Source organism: Parolsenella catena (assembly GCF_003966955.1).
In the GTDB taxonomy this organism is placed as follows: Bacteria; Actinomycetota; Coriobacteriia; order Coriobacteriales; family Atopobiaceae; genus Parolsenella; species Parolsenella catena.
Genome location: NZ_AP019367.1, coordinates 1,271,991 through 1,295,457 on the forward strand (window position 1 = coordinate 1,271,991; position 23,467 = coordinate 1,295,457).

Consider the following 23,467-nt stretch of genomic DNA (forward strand, 5'->3'; position numbering starts at 1 on the left):
GTCGAGGGACAATCGGGCGGGCGGGGCGGCACGGCGTGCGAGCGGGCACGCCAGCCAGGCGAGCGGTGCCTCGGCGCCCGTGAGCGGCTACCCCTGTGCCACGACGCCCGCAGCGGCCCGCCTCGCGGCCTTCTCGCGCTTGCGCTCGTCACGGCGCTCGTGGCGCTCGATGGCGGCCTCCGCGGCCGAGAAGCGACAGCCGCAGTAGTTCTGGCGATACATCCCACGCTCACGGCTCTCGCGCGTGGCCTGCGGGTAGAGGGGACGCCAGTCGCGGGTGACGGGCACGAGGCCGCAGGCGCGCGCCGTGCGCTCGAGGATGGCCGAGCAGTCGTCGAACAGCTGGTAGGGCGAGACGGCAAGCGTCGTGGAAATGTGCGTGAAGCCCAGCTCGGAGGCAGCCTTGCACGCGTTTGCAAGGCGGATCGCGTAGCAGGCGCGACAGCGCGCCACGCGCTCGAACCCGTGCGGGGCCACGGCGCGCTCCCATGCGAGCCGCTGCTCGGCGAGCGTGGCCGTGGAGCTCACGCCCGAGCCGGCGCCGCGCTCGCAGCGGATGACGGGCACATCGACGTCATCGGCCCAGGCAAGCAGCGTCTCAAGACGCACGTCATGCTCGGCGGCGGACTGGATGTTGGGGTTGTCCCACAGGATGGTGGGCTCAAAGCCCTCCTCGCGAAGGCTCGCCACGGGCATGAGCGAGCAGGGGCCGCAGCAGGCGTGCAGGGCAAGCGGCGTCATCGGGCCTTGCCCTCCCCCGCTGCGTCGGGCGCGGCGCCTGCCGTGGCGGCCGGTTCCTCCAGCGTGCCGTTCGCCGCGTAGGTGAAGTCGGCGAGCGTGCGCGCCACCGAGGCGCTCATCTCGCGCGAGAAGCCCGAGTTCCACTTGCGGCGGCAGAAGGCGGCAAGCCACGCCTCGAAGCCGTCGTCCGGGTCCGCGGTGTGGCCCTCCTTCTGGGCGAGCAGGGCACGAAGGTCCTCGTCGCTGAGGTCCTGGTAGCGATTCTCGAACACGACGCCCTCCAGCTCGAAGCGGCGCGGCTTTCTGCGCGCGAGCTGGCCGGGCGTGGGATGCCCCATGACGAGCATGGCCGCGGGCACCACGTAGCGCGGACAGCCCAGCAGGCTTGCCTGCTGCTCGCGGCGCTCGAGGATGTCGCCGATGTAGCACGAGCCGATCCCCAGCGAGCCCGCCGCCACGACGGCGTTCTGCGCCGCGCACATGACGTCCTCGAGGGCGAGCAGCGCGTCTCCGACGCCCGGGTCGCGGGGATCTGCGCCCACGAGGCCAAAGCCGCGCCACCAGCGGCGCACGTCGATGCAGAAGACGAGCACGAGTGGGGCGCGGGCAATGAAGGGCTGGTCGTCGCACGTATGGGCGAGCGCAGCCTTAAGCGCGGGATCACGCGCCACGATGATGCTGTAGAGCTGCTGGTTGCCGGCGGTGGGCGCCTGGCACGCCGCCTCGAGGATGGCGCGCTCGTCTCGCTCGGAGATGGGCTCGTCGGTGAAGGCGCGCGTCGACGTGCGCGCCGTGAGCTGTGCCATGACCTCGTTCATCGTGTCTCCCCCGTCTGCGGACCGTTTGCCCTGACAGTAGCGTGACCATGGTGCCGGGGTCAACCGTCACCACCCCGCGGCAATCCGCCCGCCATGCTGACCGTAAGAGTTCCTTTTCATGTTTGTTAACGTCCGCTCCATGAAACACATATGCAACGTTGCGCAGGGATTATTCAGCCAAGCGCGGCGTGCGGAGAGGTTTTTACCCTTCCTCCCTTCCCTCTCCGCACGCCGCACGCTTGCCTCGAGCGAACCGACAAGGCCGAGCCTCCGCGAGAGGCCCGGCCCTTTTCTTGTATGCATGTGATGCGCACGGCGGCGCCCGCTATGCGGGATAGCTCGCCTTCCACAGCCCGTGGAGGTTGCACAGCTCATAGACGTCTGCCGCCTCGCACCCGTGCAGGCAGAACTCCACGACGGGCTCATCGCCAGGGCTCAGGCGCCGCACCTCGACCGTGCCGTCCCCACGCGCGATCGCGACGAGCTGGATGTAGTGGTTGGGAAGCATTGGGTGAATGACCTCGCCCACGCTTACGCGAATGCGCTTGCCCTCGCCCGCCGGCTCGATCGCCGGAACGTGCTTCTCGTGCGCGCCGTCCGTGGTATTGGCCACGAGCAGCTCCATGGGCTCGCCGCAGCACGTGGGCACCACGCCCGTCTCCACCACCTCGAGGACGACCTTGCCGCACCTCTTGCAACGGAAGAACTTGAGATCTGCCATGAGACGCTCCTCTCTTCTGCGAGACGACCTGCCGCGCCGTCGCAGGCGCGGCCCTCACCCTGTATCTTCCCGCTGGCAGCCGACGAGAAACGCCGCCCGACATATTGCCGGACGGCGTCCGCGAGCGTGCGATATGAGGCCGCGGGCGGCGCCCGCCGAACGGGCCTACGACACGACGTGGGCGATGCCCTTGCCGGCGATGAGGTCCTGGACGCGGGCCATGAGCATCACGTTCTTGGCGTCCACGCGCGTGGGTACCTCCATGCGCAGGTGGTCTCCGCTCGCCGACTCCACGAACAGCTCTACGCGGTCCAGGCCCGGGTGCAGGCCGAACACCTTCTGCAGTTGCTCGAGCAGAAGGCGCGACAAGGCGCTCGGCTCGAGCATGACCTCGAGGACCTTGGGCTTGTTCGTCTTCTCGGACAGCTCGAGCGGCTCGATGGCCGTGGCGAGGAACTGGTCGCCACGATCAGAGCGGTCGATGCGGCCGAGGATGCGCACGAACACGTCGCCGATCTGCTCGCCCGTCTGCTCGTCGGTCTGCCCCGCGAGCACCGCGGCGCTCTTCTTGTACGCCTTGGGGAACACGACGACGTCGAGCTCGTTCTCCATGTCCTCGAGCTGCACGATGGCCATGGGGTCGCCGTTCTTCGTCGTGCGCTTCTGCAGCCCCGAGACCATGCCAGCGACCCACACCGGCTTCTCGCCGCCGACCTCGACGTGGCGCACCTCGCCGGTGGCGCTCGTCTTGTCGTAGCCGTTCAGGACCTCGCCAAGCGTGAAGTCGCGCGCCTTGGACAGCGCGTACTCGTAGGGGCGCAGCGGGTGGTCTGAGACGTAGAGGCCCAGCACCTCGCGCTCCTGGGCGAGCTTGAGCGTACGGTCCCACTCGACCGGGCTCGGCTCCGGTGCCTCGTTCTCGAACCCCGAGCCCTCGACGTCACCGAACAGGTCGAACATCGAGCTCTGGCCGGCGGCACGGTCTTTCTGGCGCTTCGCGGCCGCGTCGAGGATGTTCGCGGGGTTGTTCTTGTCCACAAACTCCATGAGCTGGCGGCGCGGGTAGCCCGTCGAGTCGAAGGCGCCTCCCTTGATGAGGGCCTCGATGACGCGGCGGTTGCACGTGCCCGTGTCCACGCGGTCCACGAGGTCGTGCAGGTTCTTGAACGCGCCGCCGCGCTCGCGCTCCTCGATGATGGCGTCTGCCACGCCCTCGCCCACGCCGCGGATGCCGGCGAGGCCAAAGCGCACGCCCTCCTTCGTGGCCGTGAACTCCTTGCCCGACTCGTTGATGTCTGGCGGCAGCACCTGGATGCCGTCCTGGCGACACGCGGATACGTAGTGGACGATCTTGTCGGTCTTGCCCGTGTAGCTCGTGAGCACGGCCGCCATGTACTCGTTGGGGTAGTGGGCCTTGAGCCAGGCCGTCTGCATGACGAGGATGGCGTAGCCCGCCGAGTGCGACTTGTTGAACGCGTAGGAGGCGAACTCCAGGACGTCGTCCCAGATCTTCTGGGCGGTCTCGCGCGAGTAGTCGTTCTTGACGGCGCCGTTCATCCAGTGGTCATAGGTGGTCTCGTCCGAGCCGTCCTCCCAGTGCAGCACCGTGGACGTGAGGAGCTTGATCTTCTTCTTGGCCACGGGCTTTCTGATGCGCGAGTCGGACTCGCCCTTGGAGAAGCCGCACATCTCGACCGAGATGTTCATGACCTGCTCCTGGTAGACCATGGTGCCGTAGGTCTCGCCGAGGATGCCGTCCAGGCGCGGGTCATAGGAGACGGCCGGCTCCTTGCCGTTCATGCGGTTGATGTAGGACGAGACCATGCCCGCGCCCAGCGGGCCGGGGCGGTACAGGGCGATGAGTGCCACCACGTGCTTGTACTCTGTGGGCTTCATGTTCTTGATCGTGGCCGACATGCCCGCCGACTCCACCTGGAACACGCCGGCCGTGTGGCCCGAGCCCATGAGCTTGAAGATCTTCGGGTCGTCGAAGGGGATCTTGCTCTCGTCGATGTCGATGCCGTAGTTGGCCTTGATGTTGGCCTTTGCCTTCGAGATGACCGTGAGGGTGCGCAGTCCCAGGAAGTCCATCTTGAGCAGGCCCATGTCGGCGACCGTGTGGCCCTCGTACTGGGTGATCTCCACGCCGCCCTTGGTGTCGAGCTTGGTGGGGCAGTGCTCGTTGACGGGGTCTCGGCAGATGAGGACGGCGCAGGCGTGCACGCCCTCGCCGCGGATGAGGCCCTCGAGGGAGAGCGCCGCGTCGATGATGCGGTGGGCGTCCGGGTCCGAGTTGTAGGCGTCCACGAAGTCCTGCGAGTACTGGTCCTCGCGGCCGTCGACCTTGTTCATCGTGGCCTTGAGCGTGGCGTTGGGCGCGGAGCTGATCATCTTGGAGAGGCGCTGGCCCACGTAGACGGGGTAGTCGAGCACGCGCGCGGCGTCGTTGACGGCCTGCTTGGCCTTGATCGTGGAGTAGGTGATGACGTGCGTGACCTTCTCGGGGCCGTAGAGCTGGCGCACGTGCTCCACGACCTCGAGGCGACGCTCATCGTCGAAGTCCATGTCGATATCGGGCATCTCGGTGCGCTGCGGGGACAGGAACCTCTCGAACATCAGGCCGTTCTCGAGCGGGTCGAACGCCGTGATGTTCATGGCGTAGGCCACGATGGCGCCGGCGGCCGAGCCTCGGCCGGGCCCGACGCCGATGCCGTTGTCCTTGGCCCACTGCACGTACTCGGCCACGATCAGGAAGTAGGCCGCGAAGCCCTTGTCGCAGATGACCTTGTACTCGTACTCGAAGCGCTCCTTGATGTTCACGCCATTGATCTCGCGCGTGGCCCAGTCGTCGCCGTAGTGCTGGCGCAGGCCCTTCTCGCACTCGCGGCGGAACTGGCTCTCGTGCGTCTCGCCCGGGTCGAGCAGCGGGAAGCGCGGCAGGATGATCTGGTCCCAGTCGAGCTCGACGTTGCACTTCTCGGCGATCTCGAGGGTGTTGTCGCAGGCCTCGGGGCACCAGGAGAACAGTTCGCGCATCTCCTGCTCGGTCTTCATGTAGAACTCGCTGCCCTCCATGCGCATGCGGTTCTCGTCATCGACCTTGGCGTTCATGCCGATGCACATCATGAGGTCCTGCGTGGGGGCGTCGTCACGCGTGAGGTAGTGGAAGTCGTTCGTGGCGATGACCTTGAGGTCGAGCGAGCGGGCCAGCTCCACAAGCTGCTCGTCGAGCTGGCGGTCCGTCATGCCGTTCTCGAACGTCAGGCCGTGGTCCTGGATCTCTATGTAGAAGTCGCCGGGGGCAAAGACCTCCTTGAACGTGCGCGCCCACTTGAGCGCCTCGTCGGGCTGGCCGCGCAGGATGGAGCGCGGGATGATGCCCGAGACGCACGCCGCCGTGGCGATGATGCCCTCGGAGTGCGCGCGCAGCATCTCAAGCGTCGTGCGCGGCTTGTAGTAGAAGCCGCGCACGGCAGCGTCGCTCATCATCTGCATGAGGTTGACATAGCCCGTCTGGTTCTTGGCGAGCAGGATCATGTGGTAGAGCTCGGGCTTGTGGTCGCGCGAGAGGGAGTCGTCGGGCGTGAAGTAGGCCTCGCAGCCAAAGATGGGCTTCACGAGCGGGCGGGGCTTGACCTCGTCGAGGTCGCGGCCGGCCTCGTGGGCGGCGACGTCTGCCTCCCACTGGGCGTGGGCCACCGGCTCCTTCTCGGCGTCAGGCTCGACGATCTGACGGCCCTTCTCGTAGTTCTCCTTGTCATGGAACCACTGCTGCCAGTCGGCCTGCTGGTGGTTGTACTTGGCGCACTCGAGGTCGAGGTCGGGCACGCCGTACATGTAGCCGTGGTCCGTGATGGCCACGGCAGGCATCTTCTGGTCTACGGCGCGCTTGACCATGTCAGACACGCGCGTGGCGCCGTCGAGCATGGAGTAGTCGGTGTGGTTGTGCAGGTGTACGAAGGCCATGTGGCTGGACGCTCCCCCATCGTGTGTTTGCCATCTGAGGATAGCGCAGGCACCGGACAGGAATTGGGGCGGCGGCGGGCGCCCACGTAGCGTTCATGTGGCGTTCGACCGTGCGATGGCCTTGCGCTTCAGGTGTCGATTTGCGGGCATTACGTGCCAGGTTTTGGTGTCAACCAGCCGTATTTCGGCACCTGAAACGCAAAGCGCCCGCCACCACGGGGGTGACGGGCGCGCATCAGGCGCGAAAAGAGCGCTGCGGCTAGGCGGTTGCGGCTGCCTTCTTGGCATCCTTGGCCGCAAAGTACTTGTGAACCCAGCTCGTGACGAGCGGCGTGAGGATGGCCGTCACGATGGCGCAGGCGGCCACCTGGGCCGTGGCGAGCGCCAGCACCTCGCCGCCGTAGAGGGCCTCGTTCACGTTTGCCATGGCAGCGGGCGTGGCGACGTTGGCACCGGCGCAGCTCGAGATGGCCGCACCCGCCGTGCCCGTGCCGCCGGTGGCGCGGTCGGCAAGGACCGTCGGGATGGCAAAGACGACCGAGCAGATGACACCGAGCAGGATGCCCGGGACGCCGCCGGCGATGAGCTGGCCAAACGTCATGGACGAGCCCATGGCGAAGAACGTGAGCACGATGACGCCGGTGAGGGCGGGGGCCATCATCTTCTTGAAGCTCGGGAACAGGTTGCCCAGGATGATGCCCACGACGATGGGCAGGATGGCGCCGACGAGCGTCCAGCCGATGGGCGCCTGGCCGGCAGCGCCGAGCACGATCATCGTGACGGGCGGGCCCACGACGAGCGTCGTGATGGCCACGGCGCCGCGCTCGACCTCGTTGCCCATCGTGCCCATGAGGCCGGCGTACATGGCGTTGTTGGCGCCGGTGCACGCGGCCAGGATCACCATGGCGGAAAGGCCGCAGAAGTTGTCACCCGTGGCAAGCACGAGAAGCGCCACCGCAATGACGACGACCTGCTTCACGATGATGATGATCGCGCCGCGAGCGGCTGCGGCGGGCGCGCTCTTGAACGAGATCGTGGTGCCCACGATCAGCAGGAACGCGCCGACGAGCGCGCTCGAGCCATTCTTGGTCATGCCGAGGGTAAAGCTGCCGAGCGTGTCGAACAGGCTCGGGAACAGCGTGTTGAGCAGACACCCCAGCAGAAGCGGCACGAGAATCGTGGCGCCTGGGATGGAGGACATCTTGAAGAAGGGCTTCTTCTCCTCCACGGCAGTTGTTTCACTCATGGAAAGGACTCGCTTTCATGCACGCGCGCGGTGCGGGCGGCCGGCCCGGGGCACGCTTCGCGGACGGTCGGTCTGGCCGCCCGCCCTTACAAGAGCAGAAGAGAGGCCGCGCCCACCTCGCGCGGACGCGGCCGTAGGTCTCGCACAGGCGACGATTACCCGTCCAAGACGATACCACCGTCGCAGTCGCCGATCTCGCCGTTGACGAAGCTCGCCTGGTCGGAGGCAAAGAACAGCACCATCTGCGCGGGCTCGCTGGCCTGGGCGGCGCGGCCCAGAGGAATGCCGGCGATGATGCGCTGGGAGTTCTCGTCGGAGAGGATCGACGTCATGTCCGTGAGGGTGAGCGACGGGCACACCGCGTTGCAGCGGATGCCGAACTTGCCGCCCTCCTTGGCCACGGCCTTCGTGAGGCCGTTGACGCCGGCCTTGGAGCTGGCGTAGGCCGCGGTGCCGAGAAGGCCGCCGCCGATCTTGCCCGCCACGCTCGAGACGTTGACGATCGTGCCGGCATGGGCTGCCTTGAAGTGCGGGTAGACGGCAGACATCATCGTGAACACGCCGTTGAGGTTGATGTTGATCGTGCGCGTCCACTCCGCGTCGTCGATCTCGTCGAACTTCTTCGTGGAGATGACGCCGGCGCAGTTGATGAGGATGTTGACGCCCGGGACCTCCTCGAAGATCTTCTCGACCGTCTCGCGGGCCTTCGCCGTGTCAGAGACGTCGAGCTGGTAGAAGTGGTTGCCCTCGCCGAGCTTGGCGACGGCCGCCTCCCCCTTGTCCTTGCTGCGAGCGATGAGCACGACGTGGCCGCCGCCCTCGACGATGCCCTTGGCGATCTCGAGGCCGATGCCCTGGGTGCCTCCGGTTACGATCGCGGTCTTTCCGTTGAAGTCAAAGGCCATGGTTCTCTCCCCTTTTCTGACCTCTGCGCACGTACCGGGAGCCCCCTCCCGGTGCACTCGCGCGCCTTTCGCCGCGAAAGGATAAGAGCTTCAGAAATGGAGGGATAGACTCATTCTTGAGAACTTTGTGAACGGCTTGAATTATTCGGTAAACGGTAGACGGCTCGAATTCGTCGGTGAACGTAGGCAAATGTTCACGATATCCTGCACATTTATGGACAGGTTATGAATATGTGGGGCCTTTAGCTGCGGCTTAGGCAGTGCACCTTACTTGCCGCCCCATCGGTGAGCGGTCATTCGTCGCGAAGCGTGGCCGTTGGACCGAGGGACGGCATATTCGCACATTTGTCTCAGACACTCGAATATGCCCGCGCTATGCCGTCTGCTCGGCCTCGCCCGCCACACGGTTGATGAGCGAGCCGAACGCGCCGGCAAGCACCTGCTGGAACAGCGTGCCCATCATGACCGGGAACACCACCTCGCCGGGGAAGAACTGCGCCGCGAGAACCGCACCCGCGGAGACGTTGCGAATACCCGTGCAGAAGCACGACGTCACGAGCCGTCCGCGCCCAATCCCACGCACCCGCGCGATGAGCAGGCCCATCGCGAACCCGCACGACGCGTAGACGAGGATGAACAGTGCCATGCCGAGAAGCTCGGGCGTGAGGTGGCGCATGTAGTCGCTCATCTGCGAGGAGTTGGACGCGATGATGACGATGAGCAGCATCTTCACGGCGGGTGACATCACGGGAGAGAGCGTCTTGTGCCCCCAGCCGTGGGTCAGGTCGTTCACGAGCATGCCGGCAACCGCCGGCAGCGCAATCATGAACACCATGTTGGACATCATGCCAAGCACGTCCACCTGTACGGTGGCGCCCAGCAAAAGCTTGAGCGAGAGGGGGATCGTGAACGGCGAGAGCACGGTGGACACGAGGATGCAGGCGAGCGCCAGCGACAGGTCGCCGCCGTACATGCCGCACCACATGAAGCTCACCACGCCCACGGGCACGCAGTACTCGAGCGTGGCGCCCGTCACGAGGTTGGAGTCGTTGCCAAAGATGAGGCTCGCGAGCGCATGCGCCACGACGGGCATAGCGACGATCGACATCCCCAGCACGAACAGCATGTCCTTGGGATGGCGGAACTGGTTGGCCACGGAGCGGAAGTTGTTGTTGAGTGAGCCCTGGAACGTCATGATGGCGAACAGGATGGGCACTGCATGCTCCGTGACACCAAATACCTGCGGAAACAACACGCCAGCAAGCACGCACACCGGAGCGATGAGGGGCATGTGAGACCCTATCGCCTTGCCAAACCTCGTCCACTTATCCACGCAAAACGCCTTCCTCGGGATAATCCCACTTCCAGTGGGGTATTATCGACAAGGCTCTTTCCTCAAGCAAGGTAAGGACGACAAATGGAACACCTCCTTAACATTAGCGGCGTGAGCGCGAGCGCCGACGAGAAGCCCATCCTGCACGGCGTGGACCTCGCGATCGACGCCGGCGAGTGCCACGTGCTCATGGGCCCCAACGGCGCCGGCAAGTCAACGCTCGGCCACGTCATCATGGGCGATCCGGTCTACCGCACCACGTCCGGCACCATCGGGTTTGACGGCGCCGACCTCACGGACGCCTCGCCCGACAAGCGCTCACTCGCGGGCATCTTCCTTTCCTACCAGGCACCCGTCGAGATCCCGGGCGTGCCGCTGTACAGCTTCCTGCGCACGATCTGCCAGAAGCGCCCCGAGCTCAAGATGACGGCCAAGCAGTTCCGTCGCCGCGTGGGCGAGCTGTGCGAGCAGCTCGACATGGACTCGTCCTACCTCACCCGCGAGCTCAACGTGGGCTTCTCGGGTGGCGAGAAGAAGAAGGTGGAGATGCTGCAGCTGCTGCTCCTGCAGCCCAAGCTCGCCATCCTCGACGAGACGGACTCCGGCCTGGACGTCGACGCCCTGTCCGTGGTCTCGCGTGGCATCACGGCCTACCGCGAGCAGTGCGGAGGGGCGCTTCTCATCATCACGCACAACACGCGCATCCTCGAGCGCGTCGACGTCGACCGCACGCACGTCATGGTCCGCGGCCACCTCGTCGCCGAGGGCGGCCCCGAGCTCATCGGGCAGATTGACACGAACGGCTTCGAGCGCTACGAGGCCGCCGAGGCCAAGCTCGAGCAGGCGGGGGCGTAGAGATGGAGCGCGAGAGCAACGCGGCCGTCGACGTCACGGCAGGCGCGGACATCCCGGGCGAGTCGCCCGAGCGCCACCGCGCCGAGGTTGGCGACGTCGACCGCAGCATGTATGACTTCGTGAAGCCCGAGAGCGGCTACGAGCGCTTCGCCGACGGCCTGTCCGGCGACGTCGTCGAGGAGATCAGCCGCAAGAAGGACGAGCCGGACTGGATGCTCCAGATGCGCCTCAAGGCCCTCGAGACCTACGAGCGCATGGAGATGCCCAAGAACTGGGGCCCCGCCATCGGCGGCCTGGACATGAGCACGATCTCCACGTACGTGGCGAGCGGCGCCAAGCAGGCCGAGAGCTGGGACGACGTGCCCGATGACATCAAGGACACGTTCGAGCGCCTTGGCATCCCCGAGGCGGAGCGCACGAGCCTCGCCGGCGTGGGCGCCCAGTACGACTCGGAGATCGTCTACCACAACATGAAGGATGAGGTCGCCAAGTCCGGCGTCGTCTACACGACGGTCGAGGACGCCATGCACTCGGGCTACGAGGATATGATCCGCGAGCACTTTGGCACGCTCATCCCCATGACCGACCACAAGTTCGCCGCGCTTCACTACGCCGTGTGGAGCGGTGGCTCGTTCGTCTACGTGCCCGCCGGCGTGAAGCTCGACTTCCCGCTGCAGAGCTACTTCCGCCTGAACGCCGCGGGAGCCGGCCAGTTCGAGCACACGCTCATCATCGTGGAGCCGGGCGCCGATCTGCACTTCATCGAGGGCTGCTCCGCACCCAAGTACAACGTCGCCAACCTGCACGCCGGCGCCGTCGAGCTGTTCGTGGGCAAGGGGGCGCGCCTTCGCTACTCGACCATCGAGAACTGGTCGAAGAACATGTACAACCTCAACACGAAGCGCGTGCGCGTCGAGGAGGACGGCAAGGTCGAGTGGGTCTCTGGCTCGTTCGGCAGCCACGTCTCCTACCTCTATCCCTCGAGCCTTCTCGTGGGACCGCGCGCGAGCTGCGAGTTCACCGGCATCACGTTCGCCGGCGCCACGCAGAACCTCGACACGGGATGCAAGGTGACGCTCGCCGCGCCCGACACGCGCGCCTCGGTGGACACCAAGTCGCTCTCCAAGGGCGGCGGCATCTCCACGTTCCGCAGCTCCGTCGTCGTGACGAAGAAGGCCGACCGCGCCCGCGCGTCGGTGAGCTGCAGCTCCCTCATGCTCGACGACATCAGCCGCTCGGACACGATCCCGGCCATGGACGTGCGCAACGCCACCGCGAGCGTGGGCCACGAGGCCACGATCGGCCGCATCTCCGATGACACGATCCTGTACCTCATGAGCCGCGGCTGCTCCGAGCAGGAGGCCCGCACGATGGTCGTGAACGGATTCGCAGACCCCGTGTCCAAGGAGCTGCCGCTCGAGTACGCCGTCGAGATGAACAACCTCATCAAGCTCGAGATGGAAGGGGCGATCGGCTAGATGGCTCTCACGCTTACGGGCGTCGACCGCACGCCCGCTCAGACCTGGAACTGGCTCAAGACAAACGACTGCGAGCTCAAGGTTCCCACCCCGCCCGCAGCCGACCCCGCCGCCGAGGTACCGGCGGCTGCCCGCCGCATCGCGTGCGGCGCCGGGGCCGCGGCCACCCAGTGGCTTGACGCCGCGGCAACCCAGCGCCGCTGCGTCGTCGTCCCCGCAGGGTCCACTGGCGAGCGCGTGGCCGTGGACCTCGACTGCTCCCTGGGCTCCGTGGCCCAGACGAGCGTGTTCGTGCGCCCGGGCGCCGAGGCGCATGTGGACGTCGTGGTGGCAGACGGCCTGGGCAGCGCGCCCAGACAGGCCGACGAGCGCGAGCACGCCGAGGCAAACGAGGACGTGGCCCGCGCCGCGGACCTGCCCCGCCCTGCCGAGGACGCGCCCGCCACGAGCGGCCACGCCCTTCGCATCCATGCCGAGGCCGGCAGCCGCGTTCACGTGACGCTGCTCGTGGCCGCGACGGCAAGCGAGCAGTACCTCGACAGCCTCGGCATCATCGCCGACGACCGCGCCGAGGTCACGGTGCGCCAGTACGTCATCGGCGCCGCCACGTGCGCGCTCGGCGCAAACGTGGAGCTCACGGGCAACCGCAGCCGCCTCGACCTCACGCTTCGCTACCTCGCGGGCGCAGGCGAGAGGCTCGACCTCGGTTACTCCGTGCCCGTGCGCGGGGCCAAGGCGCGCGCGAACCTCGACATGACGGGCGTGCTCTCCGATGACGCCCGCAAGGCCCTGCGCGCCACGATCGACCTCATGCACGGCTGCAAGGGTGCAAAGGGCTCCGAGAACGAGACCGTCCTGGTGTGCGGTGACGACGTCGTGAACAAGACGCTCCCCACCATCCTGTGCGACGAGGACGACGTGGAGGGCACGCACGGCGCCGCCATCGGATCGGTGAGCCCCGAGCAGCTCGCCTACCTCGCCGACCGCGGCCTCACCGCAAAGGAGGCCGAGGCGCTCATCCGCCGCGCCATCGTCGACGACGCCGCGAACACGCTGCCCGGCCACGCCCCCGCAGCCGTCATCTCCTGGGCGCGGGAGGCGCTCGGCGCCGAGACGGCCGCAGAGATCGCCGACGCGCTCAAGCTCGGACAAGACGCAAGCGACGAGGGCTCCACGCCCGAGGAGGCGTAAGGCACCATGTCCACAGACATCGCCACGAACCCCTACAAGGCAGACTTCCCGCTGCTGGCAAGCCACCCCGAGCTTGCATTTCTCGACAGCGCGGCCACGGCGCAGCGCCCGGCCGCGGTGCTCGACGCCCAGCGGAGCTTCTACGAGACGATGAACGCCAACCCCCTGCGCGGCCTCTACCAGCTCTCGGTCGACGCCACGCAGGCCATCGAGGACGCCCGCGCCAAGGTGGCCCGCTTCATGGGCGCCACTGACCCGGCCGAGGTCGTCTTCACGAGAAACGCCAGCGAGTCGCTCAACCTCATCGCAAAGACGCTCGGACCCACGGTCCTGCACGAGGGCGACGAGGTGTGCATCTCCATCATGGAGCACCACTCCAACCTCATCCCCTGGCAGCAGGTGTGCCGCGCCGCCGGCGCCCGCCTCGTCTACCTGCGCCCCGATGAGCGCGGCGTCATCACAGACGAGGAGATCGCCAACAAGATCGGGCCTAGGACGAGGATCGTCTCGGTGACGCACGTCTCGAACGTGCTTGGCGTTGAGAACCCCGTCCGCGCCATCGCCGACGCCGCCCACGCTCAGGGCGCCACGGTCATCGCCGACGCCGCGCAGTCGCTGCCTCACGTCCACGTGGACGTGAGGGCCCTCGGCGTGGACGCCCTGGCCTTCTCGGGCCACAAGCTCGGTGGTCCCATGGGCATCGGCGGGCTGTGGGGCACCCGAGAGCTGCTCGAGAGCCTGCCGCCATTCCTCACCGGTGGCGAGATGATCGACTCGGTGACGGAAGACGACGCCGTCTGGGCGCCCATCCCCGAGAAGTTCGAGGCCGGCACACAGGACGCCGCCGGCATCTACGCCACAGGCGCCGCCATCGACTACATCTGCGAGCACGGCAGGGACGAGCTCGAGGCCCGCGAGCGCGAGCTTGCCGCCTGTCTCTGCGAGCAGCTCCAGGCGCTCCCGTTCATCCAGATCGTGGGGCCGGCCGACCCGCGCGCCCACGTGGGCGCCGTCTCGTTCAACGTCGAGGGCATCCACCCGCACGACGTCTCGAGCCTGCTCGACACCAAGGACGTGGCCATCCGCGCCGGGCACCACTGCGCACAGCCGCTGCTCACCTGGATGGGCATCGAGAGCTGCTGTCGCGCGAGCGTGGCGTTCTACAACGACCGCGCAGACATCGACAAGCTCGTCGATGGCCTGAAGTTCGTCTGGGAGGTCTTCCATGGCTAACGCAAACGTCTACAGCCGCGCGCTCATGGACCACGTGAGCAGCCCCGACTACAAGTACAAGATGGATGAGCCCACGCTCTCCCACGAGGGCATCAACCCCAGCTGCGGCGACGACCTGGTGCTCGACGTCCGCCTGGGAGAGGACGGCACCATCTCCGAGGTCTCCTGGACGGGGCACGGATGCGCCGTCTCGCAGGGGTCTGCCGACATGATGAGCGACCTCATGGTGGGCGAGACACCCGAGAACGCCCGCAAGCTCTGCCACCTGTTTGGCCAGATGATCCGAGGCGAGCAGAAGGACCCCGGCGCCCTCGAGGAGCTTGACGAGGCCGCCGAGCTCGAGAGCATCTCCCACATGCCCGCACGCGTGAAGTGCGCCGAGCTCGCCTGGCGAACGCTCGACGAAATGCTCGCCCACCCGCAGGGCTCCAAGACGGCCACGACCACCGAGGACGGAACGGACGAGAACGGCAACCCCGTGGCCGCTCGCGGGCAGGAGTAGCCATGGCGTCCGGCATCTCGACAAAGGGACGCTACGCCCTTCGCGTCATGGCAGACCTCGCCATGAGCCAGGGGGCGGACAGCTGGGTGTCGCTCGGCGACATCTCCCAGAGGCAGGGCATCTCGCGCAAGTACCTCGAGCAGGTCATGGCGTCGCTTCACAAGGCGAGGTTCGTCACGAGCCAGCGCGGCAAGGGCGGCGGCTATCGCCTGCGCCGCGACCCGGCCAACTACACGCTCGGGGAGATCATCCGTGCGGCCGAGGGCAGCTCGCTGGCCCCCGTCTCATGCCTGGACTGCTCGAGCGGGCGTCTCTGCCCGCGCACCAAGATCTGCCCCACGCTGCCCGTATGGCAGGAGCTGGGTGCCCTCATCAGCGGCTACCTCGACAGCAAGCACCTGTCCGACATCGTGGGTGGCATGACCGGCCCCGAGGACAGCGAGGAGATTCTCAAAAGCCTCGAGGGCCTGGGACAGGGCCTGTGCAAGTAGCGGGAACACCCCCATCACATAGCGGAAAACACCGCCCCAGAAGCGCTCACAGCGGCTTCTGGGGCGGTTTCTCTTAGCGCGTGCAGCGTCTCCCGAGGCGCCCCGTCCCAAAGGAGTCTGACACCTCTAGGACACAACGCAGCGACAGCAAAAGGGCCGACCCGCGAATGCGAGCCGGCCCATGCCGTCAGCGTGATGGCGCTACGCCGGAGAGCCGGCGCGCTGGAAGCTCGAGAGGCTGCCGTACGTGACGCCCACGCTCGGGTTCATGGCCTCGATCGTGGTGCCGCCACCGATGTAGATGCCCACGTGGCCGGGGGTCCACACGATGTCGCCCGGCTCGGCCTGGGAGGCGGGCTTGTTACAGTAGCCCGCGAGCGAGACGGAGCTGTGCGGCACGTAGATGCCGGCGGCGGCGTAGCACGCCTGGACGAGGCCGGAGCAATCGTAGTTGCTGGGGCCGGAGGCACCGTAGACGTAGCCGCAGCCGATCTTGCTGTAGGCCGTTGAGATGATGGTGTTGCGGGCGCCAGAGCCCAGGCTCGAGCCGCCGGAAGAGCCGTTGCTGCCGGAGTTGCCGCTATTGCTCGAGCCACCACCGTTGTTCGTGTTGGTGTTCGTGTTCGCGTTGGAGTTGGTGTTGCCGGCGTTGGCGTTGCCCTCGGAGACGTAGTTGTTCTCCTGGGCGGCCTTCTCCTCGGCGGCCTTGCGCTCGGCCTCCTGCTGCGCCTCGCGCTCGGCCTGCTCCTTGGCAAGGGCGTCCTGGACCTGCTGGTCAAGCGAGCTCACGTAGCTCTGGGCCTCGTTGACCTTGTCGTTGAGCTCGGCCTGCTGGGTCTGCTGGTCGGCCAGGAGCTGCTGCTGCTGGCTCTGCTTCTCGTTGAGCTCGTTCTGGATGTCCTTGACCTGCTGGATGATCTGGGCGTCCGAGTCGCTCACCTTGGAGGCGTATGTGACGCGGTTCACGAGGTCCTCGAAGCTCGTTGAGTCAAACAGGATCGAGGCGAGCGAGACGCCACCGGTCTTGTAGTTGGACGAGACGCGCTTGCCGAGCGTCTCCTGGGCCTCGGAGAGCTCGGACTGCTTCTGCTCGATCTCCGCGTTGGTGTTGTCAAGGTCGACCTGGGTCTGGTTGACCTGCTCGCTCACCTGCTCGGCCTGGGAGTACAGGTCGTTCAGATGTGCGTTGGCCTCGTCGAGCTTGGCCTGGAGCTGCTCGGAGGTGTCTGCCACGGCGAGCGTGGGCAGGCCGGTCAGAACGGTAGCGCCAAGGGCAACGGCCACGGTGGCGCGGGCAAGATGCGTGCGAATCCTCAAGGGATGATCCCTTCGTTTGGGTGCAGAATCGGGCGGCATGCCGCCAAAAGCTGTGCATTCCATTCTAGCGTCCGAGGTTTCTCGCTCCAAACACATATGGACGAGCGGTGAACGCAGCAGGTGAGCGCCCCGCCCAAAAACGGCTGACGGATACGGCGCAACCAGCTGGGGAACCATGGTTCACGAGAGAACGAAAAGGAGAACCCATGGACAGACGAGACAGGCACGGCGAGGACACGGACGAGACGAGCGGGCGCAGGGGGCTGCTCGAGGACCTCTCCGTCTCACAGGTGCTCGCAGGCGCGCTTGCCGCCGTGACGAGCGTGGCGCTCTCTAGCAGGATCGGCATCGCGGGATCCCTCATAGGCGTGGCCGCGGCGTCGGTGGTCTCCACGGTGGCCTCGCAGCTCTACCGAGGCATGCTCAGGCGAGCCAACGACAAGATCCGCGAGCTCGCCTCGAGCGATGGCGAGCAGCCGGGCACAGGGGACCAGAACCCCTACGGGCTCGACAAGCCGCCCCTCTCACACGGGCAGGCCGCAGAGCCCGCAACGAGCACCACATCTGCCCGCATAGCACCCGCCGCGCTTAGGGCCGAGGCCCACAGGCGCCGCCAGCAGACGATCCACCGCCGAGTCATGGCCGCGGCCGTCGTCTCGTCGCTCGTCGCCGTCGCCATCTCGGCGGGCGTCGTGCTGCTCGTCACGAACGGCGAGGGCCTGGGCCAGCGCGTGGGCGCCACGGAGGCACGGACGAGCACCGCGACGACCGAGACGGCCGGCACGCAGCACGCCGCCGCGAGCGCGAACGCCCAGCCGACAACGCAGAGGGCGCCCGAGGCAAGTGCCCAGACAAGCACGGCGGCGCCTAACCAGGACGAGACGGGCACGCAGACGGGATCGGACTCCAAACCCACAACTGGCAACGCGGGCGACAGCCAAGCCGCAACGGCCGACAAGCCGCAGGACGCCGAGACGGGAGACGCCGCCGAATAGCGCCCCGTCACCCCATGCCCCTACGCCACGCGAGGCAGCGCCGCGAGCACGATGCTCGCGCAGTGGGCCGCCGCGACCCTCTCGAACGTCGGGTAGTCGACGTTGCCCGAGTCATCGGCCTTGTCGGAGATGGCGCGGACCACGACAAACGGCACGCCGGCGATGTGGCACGCATGGGCGATGGCCGCGCCCTCCATCTCGCAGCACATCCCGCCGAACGTCGAGACGATGCGCTCCTTGGCTGCCGCCGAGCCGATGAACTGGTCACCCGAGCACACGCGACCCTCGAAGACGCTCACGCCCTCGATGTCGCGGGCAGCCTGCGTAACGGCGCCGCGAAGGCCAGCGTCCGCCTCGAAAGCGACGAGGTGGAGGTCTGGGTGCTCGCCAGGGGCATACCCCAGGGCCGTGACGTCCATGTCATGCTCGACGGCGTCCGTGGAGACCACGATGTCGCCGATCTCGATGCGCCCGTCGAGCGACCCCGCGACGCCGGTGTTGATGACGCGGTTGCAACCCAGCACGCTCACGAGCGCCTGCGCGCACATGGCGGCGTTCACCTTGCCCACGCCGCACTTCACAACGACGACGCCCACGCCCTCGAGCGTGCCCTCGACGAACTCAAGGCCCGCGAGCTCGTGCGTACGGGCCCCCTCGACCTTGGACTTGAGCAGCGCGACCTCCGAGTCCATCGCGCCGATGATGCCCACCTTGACGTTCTCGGCCATTGCCGTCTCCCCTCTCTTCTCAGCTCGCATTGACTATAGACCAACGCAGGCGGACGCCCCGAGCTGCGCCGTCCCATTGCAGGCCTCGTTTTACGTGTCCCAGTGGCTTAGTTCACGTACTACGGAGCCGAGAACGACGTGGACACGCAGAAGCCGGCGCACAAGAAAGGGCGACGAGGCCCGAAGACCCCGCCGCCCCAAGGCAACGCTCTGCAGCAGGCGACAAGCCTACTTCTCGGCCTCCGCAAGGGAGTCGAGGATGTGCTCGTCCTTGCCCTCGAACTTGGGGGCGGGACGGAACAGCTGGAACAGGATGGCAGCCAGCGCCACGAAGGCCACGACGGTCCACACGCCGAAGTTGCCGAGCACGAACAGCTCCCAGAGCTGGTTGATGATCATGCCCACGACCCAGCCGAAGCCGCACTGGTAGGCGATGGCGCCCCAGAACCACTTGGGATCGTCCATCTGGCGACGGATGGTGCCGATGGCGGCGAAGCACGGCGCGTCGAGCATGTTGAACGCCACGAAGGCGCACATGGCACCGGCGTGCATGATGCCGGAGGCGTCCGTGAACATGGAGGCGAACCCGCCCCACATGGACAGGGAGTTCTCCGTGGCATCGCCCAGGCCGAACAGGACGCCGAACGTGGAGACGAGGTTCTCCTTGGCCACGAGGGCGTTGATGGAGGCCGCAGCGGACATCCAGTTGTCAGCACCGAGCGGGACAAAGATCCAGGAGATGCAGTCGGCGATGGCCTTGAGCAGGGACTGCTCGACGTTGCCGTCGACCAGGAAGCCAAAGCCCGCATCCGTGAAGCCGAAGTTGGAGAGGAACCACACAACGACGGAGGCGGCGAAGATGATCGTGCCGGCCTTCTTGATGTAGGCGCTCACGCGCTCCCAGATGTGCAGCCACCAGGACTTGAGGGACGGGAAGTGGTAGTCGGGGAGCTCCATGACGAATGGCGTGGGCTCGCCGGCGAAGGCCTTCGTCTTCTTCAGCATGATGCCGGAGACGATGATGGCGGCAACGCCGAGGAAGTAGAACATCGGGGCAACCCACCAGCCGTCGGAGCCACCGATGAGCACGCCCATGACGAGGGCGATGATCGGCTGCTTGGCGCCGCAGGGAATCATGGTGGTGAGCATGGCCGTCATGCGACGGTCCTTCTCGTTCTCGATCGTCTTCGTGGCCAGGACGCCCGGGACACCGCAGCCGGAGCTGATGAGCATCGGGATGAAGGACTTGCCGGACAGGCCGAAGCGACGGAACACGCGGTCCATGACGAAGGCCACGCGGCTCATGTAGCCGCAGTCCTCGAGGAAGCACAGCAGCACGAACAGGACGAACATCTGCGGGATGAAGCCCAGGACCGAGCCCACGCCGCCGATGACGCCGTCGACGACGAGCGACTTGACGGCGTCGGAGGCGCCGACGTTGTCGAGCGCTTCAGAGACGGCCGTGGGGATGGAGGGCACGAAGCCGTCGTAGTCGGCGGCGTCGGGCTCCTCGAGGGAACCCTCGAGGGCGGCCTGGAAGTCGGTGGCGCTGACGGAGTCGATGACCTCGTCGGTGTCGTTGCCGTCCTCGTCGGTGATGACGACATCGGTGGCGGTCAGGCCGGCGGCCTTGGCCTCGAACTCATCGATCGTGGCGAGGGCGTCGGCGTCCTCGGAGTCCTCCTGGTAGGCGGCAACGGCGTCGGAGACCTCGGTGGCCTCGTCCTCGTCGATGATGCCATCGTCGGTGGCGGCGGAGATGAAGCCGTCGATCTGGTCTGCGTAGTGGTTGTCAGACCATGCCTCGGTGTCGGCGTCATACTGCTCGGCACTCGCACCGTTGACGAAGAAGCCGTCGGAGAACAGGTTGTCATTCACCCAGTCGGTGCCGGCGGTGCCCACCGTGGAGATGGCGATGTAGTAGACGAGGAACATCACGACGACGAAGATCGGCAGGCCGAGGATGCGGTTCGTGACGATCTTGTCGATCTTCTCGGACGTGGAGAGCTTCTTGGGCGCCTTCACGACGCAGGCGTCCATGACGCGGGCGATCCACTCGTAGCGGTCCGAGGTGATGATGGACTCGGCGTCGTCCTCACGGGCCTGCTCGACGGCCTTGATGTCGACCTCGAAGGCCTCGAGCTCGGCGTTCGTGAGGCTGAGCGGCTCGATGGCGGCGGCGTCGCGCTCGAAGACCTTGATGGCAAACCAGCGGTTGAGCGAGGGCTCGCACTTGCCGGCGATGCCAGCCTCGATCTTGGTGAGGGCGGCCTCGACCTCGTCGGAGAACACGCGCACCGGAGCGGCGGCCTGGCCGGACTTGCCGGCCTCGACGGCGAGCTTCACGAGCTCGTCGGTGTTCTTCTCGCGCAGGGCGGAGACCTGGATCACCTTGCAGCCCAGCTCGCGGGACAGGGCGTCGACGTCGATCTTGTCGCCGCTCTTCTCGAGCAGGTCAAGCATGTTGAGGCCGAGCACGACGGGCAGGCCGCACTCGAGGATCTGCGTGGTGAGATAGAGGTTGCGCTCGAGGTTCGTCGAGTCAACGAGGTCGATGACGGCGCTCGGGCGGTTCTTGATGAGGTAGTCGCGCGAGACGATCTCCTCGGGCGAGTACGGCGAGAGCGAGTAGATGCCGGGAAGGTCGGTGAAGGTGACGGACTTGTCACGCCTCCAGTTGGCCTCCTTCTTCTCGACCGTGACGCCGGGCCAGTTGCCCACGTAGCCGTTCGAGCCGGTCAGGGCGTTGAACAACGTGGTCTTGCCGCAGTTCGGGTTGCCTGCGAGCGCGATGTACATGCGGTCTTCCATGACTCCCTTTCTTGGATTCTTGCTGGGGGCGGGGTCGGCCCCCTGGTCCCTTTTGCCGGACCTTTTCAGTTTGGCGCGGAGGTCCCCATGTGACCGCGCCCCCTCGACATGTCGAGGGCATGCCGGGCGAGCCGGCGACCAGGCGGGCCTTAGGCGGGCTCGACCTCGACCTTCTCGGCCTCGTCCTTGCGGATGGACAGCTCGTAGCCGCGAACGTTGAGCTCGAGCGGGTCACCGAGCGGGGCCACCTTGACCACCGTGACCTTGGCGCCCTTCGTGAGGCCCATGTCCATGATGCGGCGCTTCACGGCGCCGGTGCCGGTGAGCGACTTCACCGTGCACGAGGACCCAACGGGGATGTCCCTGAGCGTTGCCACCTTGTTTCCCTCTCTTTCCTCTCCCACCGGCCCTTGCGCGGCCGGCATGGTTGAAACCACCTCACGCACCGGGCATGGAGCCCGGCGCCGCAGCGCCCGAGCGGGCGCGAATGCGCTAGCAGACGAAGACGTGCATGCACGTGGCGTGGTCAACGCCGAGCTGGGCGCCCTTGACCTTGACGATGGTGCCCGAGGAGCTGCTCTGGCTCACGACGTTGACCTCGGCGCCCTCGACGAAGCCGAGGTTCTCAAGGTGACGGCGCATCTCGGTGTTGCCGCTGACCCTCGCGACGCGAACGGCCTGTCCCTCGTGGGCCATGGCAAGCGGAAGCTGTGCACCCGTGGCTGGCATGTGACGTTCTCCTTAGCAGAAGTTGTCTGTAGCTAACTCGAAGTAGTATGTGACTAACTTATGTGATAGTCAACCATGGCAAACCGTTAGGCTCCGTTAACTTTTTGTAAGCGCACGAGCGGCACAAAGAGCGGGCGGCCCGGATCGCTTGTCCGGGCCGCCCGCAGGCAACGCGAGTATGTAAGGGGCTCTCCCCTACTTGAGCCGCGCGAGGACACCGCGCACGAGGCGCTCGAAGTCAGCCTCGTGCTGGGCGGCAACCTCCAGCACGCTCTCGTGCGTGACGCCCGCCTCGCCCGCCATGTTGGCGGCGAGCGTGAGGCCAAGCACGTTCATGCCCAGGGCGTGCGCCATGATCGCCTCGCATACGAGCGACATGCCGGCAAACGACGCGCCGAGGCATCCCAGGGCCGCGACCTCCGCCGCCGTCTCGAAGCTCGGGCCGAGAAGTCCGGCGTAGACGCCCTGCTGCAGCTCGATGTGCTCCTGTTGCGCCACGTCTGCCGCAAGCTCGCGCAGGTAGGGCGTGTAGGCGTCCGTCATGCCCACGAACGGGGAGTCCACGCACGCAAGGTCCTCGTCCTCGACGAGGGGGTTGGCGCCCGTGAGGTTGAGGTGGTCCGTGATGAGGCCGAGGCCCACGTGGCCGCGCCCGGCGATGGCACCCGTGGAGCAGGCGAAGACGATGTCGCGGCACCCGAGCTTGTGGGCGTGGCGCACGAGCGAGGCCACCTCGGCCGGGCCGTAGCCCTGGTAGAGGTGGACGCGGCCCGGGTAGACGACGACCGGCACGCCGTCGAGCGTGCCGACCGTGGCCTCGAACCTGTGGCCGGGGATGGGGCGCGCGTGGGCCGGGAACCCCTCGATGTCCTCGTACGGAATGCGGCGCACGGGCTTCACGAGGCCGGCGAGCGCACCAAGGCCGCTGCCAAGCACGATGGCCACCGGGTGCTCCACGCTCGCGCGGCACCCCTCGATGACGTTCTCATCAACCACGACGATCCCCTCCCTCTCGAGCGCCCGGGCGCACAGCCCAGAGCCGCTCACGAGTCTCCCTGTGAAGCTCCCATCGTAGACCAGGCCATGGCCGCAGGCGGGGCTCTTGGCCTTCAGGACGGCCAGCGGCGCCAAGCACTCCCGCGCACGGTCGAGTGCCACCGCAGCTCCCCTCTCGTAGGCGGCCGTCACGTCGGTGCCAGCCGCGGTGACGACGCGCGCACCACGCAGCTCCGCGGGCGGCCTGGGGCATCCCAGCCCGCCGTCCATCTCGGGGCAAACGCCCATGACGCGCCCGCCCTCCTCGCTCACGCGCCCGCACAGGGCGGCCACGGAAGCAGAAGGGCGAGCGCCACCGTCATAGCGGCAGCGCTCGCCCAACAGACATCTGCTGACGATGACGTCCACGTG

Annotated in this window: 20 protein-coding genes; 7 read left to right on the plus strand and 13 right to left on the minus strand. The window is 66.9% G+C overall.

Features of this window, described 5'->3' with window-relative positions; genetic code table 11:
- Positions 1 to 87: 87 nt before the first annotated feature.
- The 7 genes from Pcatena_RS05765 to Pcatena_RS05795 form a co-directional block, all read right to left on the minus strand.
- The gene (locus Pcatena_RS05765; protein ID WP_126422458.1) at positions 88 to 741 is read right to left on the minus strand and encodes an epoxyqueuosine reductase QueH; all 654 of its coding nucleotides are present in this window, start codon (positions 739 to 741) and stop codon (positions 88 to 90) included.
- Positions 738 to 1,559, minus strand: a complete 822-nt coding sequence (locus Pcatena_RS05770) for a nitroreductase family protein (protein ID WP_126422460.1) — start codon at positions 1,557 to 1,559, stop codon at positions 738 to 740. Before Pcatena_RS05770 ends, Pcatena_RS05765 begins: the two co-directional genes overlap by 4 nt.
- A 325-nt stretch (positions 1,560 to 1,884) precedes the next feature.
- On the minus strand, positions 1,885 to 2,280 hold the full coding sequence (locus Pcatena_RS05775; RefSeq protein ID WP_126422462.1) for a desulfoferrodoxin family protein: 396 nt from the start codon (positions 2,278 to 2,280) through the stop codon (positions 1,885 to 1,887).
- 165 nt (positions 2,281 to 2,445) lie between these two features.
- A complete protein-coding gene (dnaE, locus tag Pcatena_RS05780; protein WP_126422464.1) occupies positions 2,446 to 6,246 on the minus strand; it encodes a DNA polymerase III subunit alpha in 3,801 nt (1,266 codons plus the stop codon).
- A 259-nt stretch (positions 6,247 to 6,505) separates the two neighbouring features.
- Positions 6,506 to 7,492 carry a 2-keto-3-deoxygluconate permease gene (locus Pcatena_RS05785; RefSeq protein ID WP_126422466.1) on the minus strand — a complete coding sequence of 329 codons (987 nt, stop codon included), beginning with the start codon at positions 7,490 to 7,492 and terminating at the stop codon, positions 6,506 to 6,508.
- A gap of 155 nt (positions 7,493 to 7,647) precedes the next feature.
- Positions 7,648 to 8,397, minus strand: a complete 750-nt coding sequence (locus Pcatena_RS05790) for an SDR family NAD(P)-dependent oxidoreductase (RefSeq protein WP_126422468.1) — start codon at positions 8,395 to 8,397, stop codon at positions 7,648 to 7,650.
- A 373-nt stretch (positions 8,398 to 8,770) separates the two neighbouring features.
- Positions 8,771 to 9,730, minus strand: a complete 960-nt coding sequence (locus Pcatena_RS05795) for a bile acid:sodium symporter family protein (protein ID WP_232619834.1) — start codon at positions 9,728 to 9,730, stop codon at positions 8,771 to 8,773.
- An 84-nt stretch (positions 9,731 to 9,814) separates the two neighbouring features.
- Between Pcatena_RS05795 and sufC the strand changes: the two genes are divergently transcribed.
- From sufC to Pcatena_RS05825, 6 genes are all read left to right on the plus strand, one after another.
- Complete coding sequence (gene sufC, locus Pcatena_RS05800; RefSeq protein ID WP_126422470.1) at positions 9,815 to 10,585, plus strand: Fe-S cluster assembly ATPase SufC; 771 nt, start codon at positions 9,815 to 9,817, stop codon at positions 10,583 to 10,585.
- Positions 10,586 to 10,692: 107 nt separating this feature from the next.
- A complete protein-coding gene (gene sufB / locus Pcatena_RS05805) occupies positions 10,693 to 12,063 on the plus strand; it encodes a Fe-S cluster assembly protein SufB (RefSeq protein ID WP_232619917.1) in 1,371 nt (456 codons plus the stop codon).
- Complete coding sequence (locus Pcatena_RS05810) at positions 12,064 to 13,254, plus strand: SufB/SufD family protein (RefSeq protein WP_126422474.1); 1,191 nt, start codon at positions 12,064 to 12,066, stop codon at positions 13,252 to 13,254.
- Between the two features lie 6 nt (positions 13,255 to 13,260).
- Positions 13,261 to 14,487 carry an aminotransferase class V-fold PLP-dependent enzyme gene (locus Pcatena_RS05815; protein ID WP_126422476.1) on the plus strand — a complete coding sequence of 409 codons (1,227 nt, stop codon included), beginning with the start codon at positions 13,261 to 13,263 and terminating at the stop codon, positions 14,485 to 14,487.
- Positions 14,480 to 14,989, plus strand: a complete 510-nt coding sequence (gene sufU / locus Pcatena_RS05820; protein WP_126422478.1) for a Fe-S cluster assembly sulfur transfer protein SufU — start codon at positions 14,480 to 14,482, stop codon at positions 14,987 to 14,989. Before Pcatena_RS05815 ends, sufU begins: the two co-directional genes overlap by 8 nt.
- 2 nt (positions 14,990 to 14,991) lie before the next feature.
- A complete protein-coding gene (locus tag Pcatena_RS05825; protein ID WP_126422480.1) occupies positions 14,992 to 15,480 on the plus strand; it encodes an RrF2 family transcriptional regulator in 489 nt (162 codons plus the stop codon).
- Between the two features lie 201 nt (positions 15,481 to 15,681).
- On the opposite strand, the gene Pcatena_RS05830 is transcribed toward Pcatena_RS05825, so the two are convergent.
- Positions 15,682 to 16,797: a C40 family peptidase gene (locus Pcatena_RS05830; RefSeq protein ID WP_126422482.1), complete on the minus strand. Its 1,116-nt coding sequence runs from the start codon at positions 16,795 to 16,797 to the stop codon at positions 15,682 to 15,684.
- A gap of 206 nt (positions 16,798 to 17,003) precedes the next feature.
- On the opposite strand from Pcatena_RS05830, the gene Pcatena_RS05835 reads away from it, so the two are divergent.
- Positions 17,004 to 17,792 carry a hypothetical protein gene (locus Pcatena_RS05835; RefSeq protein ID WP_126422484.1) on the plus strand — a complete coding sequence of 263 codons (789 nt, stop codon included), beginning with the start codon at positions 17,004 to 17,006 and terminating at the stop codon, positions 17,790 to 17,792.
- Between the two features lie 20 nt (positions 17,793 to 17,812).
- On the opposite strand, the gene Pcatena_RS05840 is transcribed toward Pcatena_RS05835, so the two are convergent.
- From Pcatena_RS05840 to Pcatena_RS05860, 5 genes are all read right to left on the minus strand, one after another.
- On the minus strand, positions 17,813 to 18,520 hold the full coding sequence (locus Pcatena_RS05840) for a 5'-methylthioadenosine/adenosylhomocysteine nucleosidase (RefSeq protein ID WP_126422486.1): 708 nt from the start codon (positions 18,518 to 18,520) through the stop codon (positions 17,813 to 17,815).
- Positions 18,521 to 18,748: 228 nt separating this feature from the next.
- Complete coding sequence (gene feoB / locus Pcatena_RS05845; RefSeq protein ID WP_126422488.1) at positions 18,749 to 21,331, minus strand: ferrous iron transporter B; 2,583 nt, start codon at positions 21,329 to 21,331, stop codon at positions 18,749 to 18,751.
- Between the two features lie 149 nt (positions 21,332 to 21,480).
- Positions 21,481 to 21,708, minus strand: a complete 228-nt coding sequence (locus tag Pcatena_RS05850) for a FeoA family protein (protein ID WP_126422490.1) — start codon at positions 21,706 to 21,708, stop codon at positions 21,481 to 21,483.
- A 115-nt stretch (positions 21,709 to 21,823) separates the two neighbouring features.
- On the minus strand, positions 21,824 to 22,060 hold the full coding sequence (locus tag Pcatena_RS05855) for a FeoA family protein (RefSeq protein ID WP_126422492.1): 237 nt from the start codon (positions 22,058 to 22,060) through the stop codon (positions 21,824 to 21,826).
- Positions 22,061 to 22,255: 195 nt separating this feature from the next.
- Positions 22,256 to 23,464, minus strand: coding sequence for a purine-nucleoside phosphorylase (locus Pcatena_RS05860; RefSeq protein ID WP_126422494.1), 1,209 nt, complete (start codon positions 23,462 to 23,464; stop codon positions 22,256 to 22,258).
- Positions 23,465 to 23,467: the final 3 nt, after the last annotated feature.

What these genes read in the sequence shown, in the direction of transcription:
- Pcatena_RS05765 (WP_126422458.1), bottom strand. Translation starts at nt 741, where the DNA reads ATGACGCCGCTTGCCCTGCACGCCTGCTGCGGCCCCTGCTCGCTCATG.
- Pcatena_RS05855 (WP_126422492.1), bottom strand. Translation starts at nt 22,060, where the DNA reads ATGCCAGCCACGGGTGCACAGCTTCCGCTTGCCATGGCCCACGAGGGA.
- Pcatena_RS05840 (WP_126422486.1), bottom strand. Translation starts at nt 18,520, where the DNA reads ATGGCCGAGAACGTCAAGGTGGGCATCATCGGCGCGATGGACTCGGAG.
- Pcatena_RS05810 (WP_126422474.1), top strand. Translation starts at nt 12,064, where the DNA reads ATGGCTCTCACGCTTACGGGCGTCGACCGCACGCCCGCTCAGACCTGG.
- Pcatena_RS05815 (WP_126422476.1), top strand. Translation starts at nt 13,261, where the DNA reads ATGTCCACAGACATCGCCACGAACCCCTACAAGGCAGACTTCCCGCTG.
- Pcatena_RS05770 (WP_126422460.1), bottom strand. Translation starts at nt 1,559, where the DNA reads ATGAACGAGGTCATGGCACAGCTCACGGCGCGCACGTCGACGCGCGCC.
- Pcatena_RS05785 (WP_126422466.1), bottom strand. Translation starts at nt 7,492, where the DNA reads ATGAGTGAAACAACTGCCGTGGAGGAGAAGAAGCCCTTCTTCAAGATG.
- Pcatena_RS05775 (WP_126422462.1), bottom strand. Translation starts at nt 2,280, where the DNA reads ATGGCAGATCTCAAGTTCTTCCGTTGCAAGAGGTGCGGCAAGGTCGTC.
- sufU (WP_126422478.1), top strand. Translation starts at nt 14,480, where the DNA reads ATGGCTAACGCAAACGTCTACAGCCGCGCGCTCATGGACCACGTGAGC.
- Pcatena_RS05835 (WP_126422484.1), top strand. Translation starts at nt 17,004, where the DNA reads ATGGACAGACGAGACAGGCACGGCGAGGACACGGACGAGACGAGCGGG.
- Pcatena_RS05790 (WP_126422468.1), bottom strand. Translation starts at nt 8,397, where the DNA reads ATGGCCTTTGACTTCAACGGAAAGACCGCGATCGTAACCGGAGGCACC.
- sufC (WP_126422470.1), top strand. Translation starts at nt 9,815, where the DNA reads ATGGAACACCTCCTTAACATTAGCGGCGTGAGCGCGAGCGCCGACGAG.
- dnaE (WP_126422464.1), bottom strand. Translation starts at nt 6,246, where the DNA reads ATGGCCTTCGTACACCTGCACAACCACACCGACTACTCCATGCTCGAC.
- Pcatena_RS05825 (WP_126422480.1), top strand. Translation starts at nt 14,992, where the DNA reads ATGGCGTCCGGCATCTCGACAAAGGGACGCTACGCCCTTCGCGTCATG.
- sufB (WP_232619917.1), top strand. Translation starts at nt 10,693, where the DNA reads ATGTATGACTTCGTGAAGCCCGAGAGCGGCTACGAGCGCTTCGCCGAC.
- feoB (WP_126422488.1), bottom strand. Translation starts at nt 21,331, where the DNA reads ATGGAAGACCGCATGTACATCGCGCTCGCAGGCAACCCGAACTGCGGC.